3 protein-coding genes and 1 pseudogene are annotated in these 775 nt (G+C 48.0%); all 4 read left to right on the forward strand.

Features of this window, described 5'->3' with window-relative positions:
• On the forward strand, nt 1–125 hold a 125-nt coding region (locus BCT81_RS13380), incomplete at its 5' end, for a phage protein (RefSeq protein ID WP_133152624.1).
• 19 nt (nt 126–144) lie between these two features.
• Entirely contained in the window at nt 145–351 is a 207-nt protein-coding gene (locus tag BCT81_RS13385; RefSeq protein WP_102424732.1) for a TraR/DksA C4-type zinc finger protein, read from the forward strand.
• A gap of 4 nt (nt 352–355) precedes the next feature.
• The gene (locus BCT81_RS29755) at nt 356–556 is read left to right on the forward strand and encodes a phage holin family protein (protein ID WP_241908200.1); all 201 of its coding nucleotides are present in this window, start codon (nt 356–358) and stop codon (nt 554–556) included.
• Between the two features lie 2 nt (nt 557–558).
• Nucleotides 559–775 (forward strand): annotated as a pseudogene (locus tag BCT81_RS29760) (lysozyme); the annotation flags it as partial.

The following is a 775-nucleotide window of genomic DNA, read 5'->3' on the forward strand; positions in this document are numbered from 1 at the left end:
GTGTTGATCCTAATAGTAGTGATAAAACTAAGCGCAAACTGAAAGGGTTTGTGACGAGCCCGCACTTTGTCCGCATCAATGGGATTTCATACTTAAGTTCAGACGATACACGCGGTCTGCTTTAAGTCTAATGAGAGAGAGTGAATGCCGGATTTTGTTGACCATGCAAGTAGTAACGAAGCCAAATTCACCGAAATGGCGATTGCAAGCCAACTTAAACGGTCAGTGCAGACGAGCCAACAAGAAAGCGTGCAAGAGTGCGTTGAGTGTGGCGAGGGCATTCCAGAAGAGCGTCGAGTAGCGATAGCAGGGTGTCGGTATTGTATATCTTGCCAAGTAGAGCGGGAGTAACGGAATGAAAGACTGGTACGACAAAATAACCAGTGGAATTGCTTACTTAATGTCATTGGTCGGCATGACATTAAGTAACCTGACATTTGAAGAATGGTACTTCATCTTATCGCTGGTCATTGGTTTGGCAGCTCTCGGATTGAATTACTGGCATAAACGAGCGATGCAACGTATCGCGAGCGAAAAAAGGTGTGACACCAAGTGAAAATGACGAAACGCATTATTTGCTCTGTCGCGGCAGTGATCGGGCTAGTGACTGGGGGAATGGCATTGCATCGCTCAGAGTTGCCGATTGGCAATGTGACGATCGCAGGTGAACAAATGGGGGCATTAAGAACGAGCGCCATTGGACTGGAGATCATCGGCAATGCGGAAGGGTGCCGCCAAGGCCTTTACACCTGTCCGGCAGGGTTAGCAACGAATG

The sequence above is a fragment of the Vibrio sp. 10N.261.52.A1 genome (genome assembly GCF_002876325.1).
GTDB lineage: Bacteria > Pseudomonadota > Gammaproteobacteria > Enterobacterales > Vibrionaceae > Vibrio > Vibrio chagasii.

Bases quoted from the DNA above. Each gene is read 5' to 3' on its own strand.
- BCT81_RS13385 (WP_102424732.1), top strand. From the start codon at position 145: ATGCCGGATTTTGTTGACCATGCAAGTAGTAACGAAGCCAAATTCACC.
- BCT81_RS29755 (WP_241908200.1), top strand. From the start codon at position 356: ATGAAAGACTGGTACGACAAAATAACCAGTGGAATTGCTTACTTAATG.